Raw genomic sequence first — 6,536 nt, 5'->3', positions numbered from 1 at the left:
ATGATAAGCTCCCTCATAAGTAAACAGTTGAAACAATAAAACTGTCTGCTTATGAAGGGAGCTTTTCCTATGTCTAAAAAACGGCATACCGCGCTAGAAAAGATGAGAGCCATCCGAGCATATGAAGAAGGAACTGGAAGCATGGCCGCGATCGCGTCGCAGTTCGGAATCTCGCTAGACACACTCAAAGAATGGAGAAGCGTATACCGAAACGGCGGCCTTACGGCGCTCGAACCCCGCAAAAAATGGACGGGCTACACGACAGAGCTGAAACATCGAGCCGTACGCGACGTCCTGGAAGGTCGTGAATCCATTCGGAGCGCGACAAAAAAGTATGGTATCTCCGGCAAGAGCGTGTTGAAGAACTGGATAACGCAATATAATGGTCATAGAGAAATCAATGAGAGAAAGAGGCGAACCTCTATGACCAAGGGAAGACAGACGACGTTCGAGGAACGGATCGAAGCGGTGCTCGACTGCATCGGGAGAGGAAAGGACTACCATGGGACGGCAGAGACCCATCGGGTCTCGTATCAACAAATCTATAGCTGGGTCCGGAAGTACGAGAAAGACGGACCAGACGGCTTGATGGACCGGCGGGGACGCACGAGGATGGATGAGGAATTGACGGCGGAGGAACGCCACGCCATCGAGAAGAAGCGACTCGAGCTTGAAAACGAACGTCTCCGCGCGGAGATCATGTTCCTAAAAAAGTTAGAGGAAATCGAGAGGAGGCGAAACTGAGCCAAGTCCGAAACATGGACAAGTACGAGGCGATCCGGAAATTCACAGGTAAGACCTGTTTGTCGATCAATCGTCTATGCGACATCGCGGGTGTCTCGCGCGCCGCCTATTATAAATGGATGAGGTGTGTGCCTTCGGCTCGCGAGGTGGAGAACAAAGCCATCGTCGAGGAGATGCGGACGATCCATGAAGCGGTCGACGGTACCTACGGCTATCGTCGGATGCGTTTGAACCTGAAGCGTCGTTTCGGCAGAAACGTCAACCACAAGCGTGTACGCCGGCTGATGCGCATCGCAGGGCTTCGCTGCGTGATCCGTCGGAAGCGGGCGCAGTATATTCGGCATCCTGCGCAGCAGACAGCTGAGAACCTTCTGAACCGGGATTTCCGTGCGGACGCCCCGGACCAGAAGTGGGTGACTGACGTCACGGAGTTCAAGTATGGGGCTTCGAAGAAGGCCTATCTGAGCGCGATCCTCGACCTGTACGACGGGTCGATCCGCTCCTACGTGATCGGGCACGCGAACAACAACCAGCTGGTCTTCGATACGCTCGACATCGCCATCGCGGGCTCCCCCGGAGCCCGTCCCCTCCTCCATAGCGACCGCGGCTTCCAGTACACGTCCCATGCGTTCCGCTACATGACAGGAAAAGCGGGAATCACACAGAGCATGTCCCGCGTCGGGAAGTGCATCGACAACGGACCGATCGAGTCGTTCTGGAGCGCCCTCAAATGCGAGAGGTACTATCTGCATAAGTACGAGACGTTCGACGAGCTTCGTCATTCGATCGAACAATACATCGAGTTCTACAATCACGAACGATACCAGCAACGATTAAACGGCCTCAGCCCGTTGGAGTACAGGGCTGAGGCCGTTTAAAGGGTTTTCATTTTTACGACTGTCTACTTGACAGGGAGCTGTTCACCACGGGGAGGGAGCTTTTTTTCGTGTAAGCGCTAACAAATAATTGTTGCATAAACTGAAATGTTTGGTATAATAAAGGTACCAAATAATTTGGAAAGACGTCAGATGAACGTCGAGCGAAGAAGTGATCCGGAAACACTGAATCGCGAAGTCATCTCAGGTTCGCCGCCTGTGAACGGCTCAAGGATGAGGACGTCATCCTCTTGGAACGTGTTCTATGTTCCAGGGCACTCGTACTCCTTCCGATGCGATATTGCGAGGAATCACGAGAATCCATCCGTTCGAAGCTAGGGACGAGTTGGATATGAATACGTCCGGCAACAAAATCTAGTTCGTTAAAAGGAGTGTTGTCGAGCATTGACTGTTGACAACCAAAAGCATTTGCGTAGCAAGACGCGGATGACACAAAACTTCGGCTAGGTCCAAGTACTTCAGATGTTGGAGCAGGAACGCATTCTACCGATCGCACGGTAGCCAAATCTGATTTCTTTCAACCTCTTCATTAAGAGGCAACCTGAGCGACAGAAGTATAAGCACATGAGAAAAACTGAGAGGGGTTCATCCGCAGGTGAAAACAACTTTATACACGTAAAAGGTCCCGCGCTTGAAATGAGTTCAAGAGATGGGGACCTTTTTCTGTGTCATTTTTTTTGATAACGATCCGCAACCTTGCCTCTTTTGCGGTCTCGATAAAAGACATAACCGGCGACGAAACCGATCCCTCCCATCGCAAGTATCAATCCGACAGCACCCTGCAGGACGAAGACCCAGGCAGCATCCCCAAGGAGACTGAACGGCGGTTTTACGATCAGGAAGACGCTGTCGCGCATCAGTTTGATCCCGATTGCTCCGATGATGCCAGGGATCAATAACGTAAGTAGACCGATAATTCGCATATTCGACTGCCCCTTTCCATAACGTATTGTATCAAAATCCATCCCCCGTGGCGAATACGTTTGCCGTCATAGGAGGGAACGGGTACGATGAAATTGTAAGCAGTTACAAAAAGGGGGGAACGCGACATGCATCATCTTTTAGTCGTCGGAGCAGGTAAGGGAGGGACGGAAGTGCTTCATGCCTTCCAGCGTTCACCGCTCCTGACAGTCATCGGGGTCGTCGACCAGCGGGAGGATGCACCGGGCATGAAACTTGCCCGCCGAGCAGATATAGAAGTGTCGACGACATGGACGCCGTTCATCGGAAGAGGCGTCGACTTCATCATCGATGCGACAGGGGAATCATTCGTCTTCGCCGAACTTCAACATGCTTTTCCTGACGCAGCGGTCTTGCCGGGGGAGTTCGTCCGCGTCCTGCTTGAACGGTTGACGGAGAAGGAGCGCATGCTTGAAGCGATCATCCACTGCACGAGTGAGGCGATCTCTGTAGCGGACCAGGACGGTCAGACGATGTTGATCAATCCGGCGTATACTCGGATGACGGGATTCACGGAGAAGGACGTGGTTGGGAAGCCGGCGACTGCGGACATCGGGATGCAGGAGTCCGTCCATCTGCGTGTATTGTCGAGCGGAGAAAACGTCCGTGACGTCCGGATGAAAATCGGGCAAGAGAAACGCGATATCATCGTCAACGCAGCACCGGTCATCGTCGACGGCTTCGTCCGAGGATCCGTCGGTGTGATCAGGGACATCTCCGAGATGCAGGCCCTGACACGCGAACTTCAAGCGGCGCGCCAAAAGATCCGGACGCTCGAGGCGAAGTATACGTTCGACGACATCATCGCGGTAAGTGACGCGATGCGCTACGTCATCGACCAGGCGAAGCTCGCGGCGACGATGCCGGTCAATGTACTGATCCGCGGTGAATCCGGTACCGGAAAGGAACTGTTCGCGCATGCCATCCATACTGCGAGTGAACGGAGATACCGCCCCTTCATCCGTGTGAACTGCGCGGCGATTGCGCCGACACTGCTCGAGAGCGAGTTGTTCGGTTATGAAGAAGGGGCGTTCTCAGGTGCCCGGAGAGGCGGCAAACGAGGATATTTCGAGGAGGCGAACGAGGGATCGCTGTTCCTTGACGAAATCGGGGAATTGCCGCTCGACGTCCAGGCGAAATTACTGCGGGTCCTGCAAGAGAACGAAGTCGTACGGGTCGGTGGGACGAAGTCGATCCCAGTCGATGTCAGGGTCATCGCCGCGACGAACGCGAACCTCGAGGACAAGATAGCGAAGTCAGAGTTCAGGGAGGACCTCTACTACCGGATCAACCGATTACCGATCCATATACCGGCCTTACGGGAACGTCCGGATGACATCGAACCGCTCGTGACACACCTTCTTCGCAAGCTGAACCAAAGTTACGGACGCTCGATCCAAACCGTCGCTCAGGATGCACTCGAGGCGATAAAAGCTCAGGAATGGAAGGGGAACGTCAGGGAACTTGAAAACGTGCTCGGACGCGCCCTCATCTTTACGGATAAATCAGAGGACATATTACGGAAAGGTCACCTCCAATTAGTTAGACCTGGTACTAATATGAGGTCTGTGGAACTTGAAAAAGAGATCAAACCGCTTGCGAAATCGATGGCGGAATATGAAAAAACCGTCCTGCTTTCGGCGTTGAATGCCTTTTCAGGAAACAAGACGGAAGTGGCACGGCAACTTGGAATCTCGCTCCGGGCACTTTATTATAAACTTGAGCGATTTGACCTTGCATAATATTGCATGCATAATATTGCATGGCATGAAAATAGTTGCAAGGTATGATGGGGAAAACGCTTACAGTGACAGCTTCTTTCTTTGGCATGAAAATTGCTAGTAAGTGAATTGATTGCCACACAAGGGGGGACTGGTTTGAAGTTCGAACATATGTTAAAAGAGGCTTCGGCACTCAAGGACGCGACCGTCGCGATCGCCGCTGCGGACGATCAGGAAGTGATGGAGGCCGTATCACTGGCATTAAAACATGATTTAGCGAAGTTCCACTTGTTCGGGGACGCGACGCGTATACAGAAAATGGCGTCGTCACTTGAACTTGACACGGGTCGGCTCGTAGTCACACATACATCCTCGGCAAAGGAAGCAGCGGACCGCGCGGCTTTCGCGGTGCGAAAAGGGGAGGCGGACGTCCTGATGAAGGGTATAGTTCCGACCGCGACATTCATGAAGGCCGTATTGAACAAGGAGACAGGATTGCGTTCGGGGGACGTCCTATCTCACGTCGCGTTGTTCGAGGTGCCGGGAAGGGACCGGGCCATCGGACTGACCGACGCGGCGATCCATATCTCGCCGACGCTCGAAGACAAGGTCCACATCATTGGGAATGGGGTTTCAGCTCTTCGCGCCATCGGTTACGAGATGCCGAAAGTCGCCATCCTCGCTGCAGTGGAGGTCGTCAATCCGACGATGCAGGCGACTGTCGATGCGGCATTGTTGACGCAGATGAACCGACGGGGGCAGATCAAAGACTGCATCGTCGACGGGCCGCTCGCACTCGACAACGCGGTCAATCTTGCAGCCGCGGAACAAAAGGGACTTACTGGGGAAGTCGCGGGGCAGGCTGACCTGCTCGTCGTGCCGCAAATCGAGGTCGGGAACGTCATCTACAAGTCGCTGATGTACTTCGCACACGCTTCAGTCGCGGCGATCCTGATAGGAGCGAAGGCACCGGTCGTATTGACGAGCCGGGCGGACACGGCAGAAGCGAAACTTTATTCGCTCGCATTCGCGTTGCTCAACGCACAATCTAAAAAAACAATGAAGCAACATACTTGAGGAGGAATCTCAAATGGTCGAAACAAACGTAGAATCACGGTTCAGCATTTTCGAGACGATGGAGATGGAGGACTACGAGCAAGTCGTATTCTGCCATGATAAAGTATCAGGTCTCAAGGCGATCATCGCCATCCACGACACGACGCTCGGACCGGCTCTTGGCGGACTCCGCATGTGGAACTACGCGTCGGACGAAGAGGCGTTGATCGACGCTCTCCGACTCGCGAAGGGCATGACGTACAAGAATGCGGCTGCAGGTCTCAATCTTGGCGGTGGCAAGGCGGTCATCATCGGAGACGCGAAGACGCAGAAGTCAGAAGCCCTGTTCCGTGCATTCGGCCGCTACGTCCAATCGTTGAACGGTCGCTACATCACGGCGGAAGACGTCAACACGACGGTCGCCGATATGGACTACATCCACATGGAAACGGACTTCGTCACAGGCGTCAGCCCGGCTTTCGGATCGAGCGGAAACCCGTCTCCGGTCACTGCATACGGCGTATACCGCGGAATGAAGGCTGCTGCGAAGGAAGCATTCGGAACGGATTCGCTCGCCGGCAAGACTGTCGCGATTCAGGGCGTCGGGAACGTCGCTTTCAACCTTTGCCGCCACCTACATGAAGAAGGTGCACGCCTAGTCGTCACGGACATCAACCAGGATGCGCTCCGCCGTGCGGAGGAGGCATTCGGTGCACTCGTCGTCGCTCCGGAAGACATCTACGCGGTCGAAGCGGACATCTTCGCGCCATGCGCACTCGGTGCGACGTTGAACGACGAAACGATCCCGCAACTCAAAGTGAAAGTCATTGCCGGAGCTGCGAACAACCAGCTGAAGGAAGACCGTCACGGAGACCTGCTTGAAGAGCGCGGCATCCTCTACGCACCAGACTTCGTCATCAACGCTGGAGGCGTCATCAACGTCGCAGACGAGCTCGACGGATACAATCGTGAACGGGCGATGAAGAAGGTCGAGATGGTATACGACGCAGTCGAGAAGGTATTCGAGATTGCGAAACGCGACCACCTGCCGACCTACCGCGCAGCAGAGAAGATGGCTGAGGAGCGTATCGCGACGATGCGCAGCGCGCGCAGCCAGTTCCTGCGCCGTGACAAAAACATCCTCGGATCACGCGGATAA

Annotated in this window: 5 protein-coding genes; 4 read left to right on the top strand and 1 reads right to left on the bottom strand. The window is 54.2% G+C overall.

Translation table 11 applies throughout. The features are described 5' to 3' along the window. Positions 1–69: 69 nt before the first annotated feature. Positions 70–1,622, top strand: a protein-coding gene (locus tag DFG60_RS10245; RefSeq protein WP_232818602.1) for an IS3 family transposase whose coding sequence is annotated in 2 segments (ribosomal slippage) — positions 70–706 and positions 706–1,622 — 1,554 coding nt in all. Because the reading frame shifts where the segments join, the coding sequence is not laid out codon by codon here. A gap of 686 nt (positions 1,623–2,308) precedes the next feature. Here the strand turns inward: DFG60_RS10245 and DFG60_RS10240 are convergent. Then, complete coding sequence (locus DFG60_RS10240) at positions 2,309–2,563, bottom strand: DUF2627 family protein (RefSeq protein ID WP_114571671.1); 255 nt, start codon at positions 2,561–2,563, stop codon at positions 2,309–2,311. Between the two features lie 126 nt (positions 2,564–2,689). Here DFG60_RS10240 and DFG60_RS10235 point away from each other — a divergent pair, with 126 nt between their 5' ends. The 3 genes from DFG60_RS10235 (at position 2,690) to DFG60_RS10225 (ending at position 6,536) form a co-directional block, all read left to right on the top strand. Continuing rightward, positions 2,690–4,342, top strand: a complete 1,653-nt coding sequence (locus DFG60_RS10235) for a sigma-54 interaction domain-containing protein (RefSeq protein ID WP_114571670.1) — start codon at positions 2,690–2,692, stop codon at positions 4,340–4,342. 135 nt (positions 4,343–4,477) lie between these two features. Then, on the top strand, positions 4,478–5,398 hold the full coding sequence (gene yqiS / locus DFG60_RS10230; RefSeq protein ID WP_114571669.1) for a phosphate butyryltransferase: 921 nt from the start codon (positions 4,478–4,480) through the stop codon (positions 5,396–5,398). Positions 5,399–5,411: 13 nt separating this feature from the next. Further along, on the top strand, positions 5,412–6,536 hold the full coding sequence (locus DFG60_RS10225) for a Glu/Leu/Phe/Val family dehydrogenase (RefSeq protein WP_114571668.1): 1,125 nt from the start codon (positions 5,412–5,414) through the stop codon (positions 6,534–6,536).

The organism is Exiguobacterium flavidum, assembly GCF_003344535.1.
Lineage (GTDB): Bacteria > Bacillota > Bacilli > Exiguobacteriales > Exiguobacteriaceae > Exiguobacterium_A > Exiguobacterium_A flavidum.
Note: the sequence above shows the minus strand (reverse complement) of the source record. Positions and strands in the feature narration are given on the sequence as shown.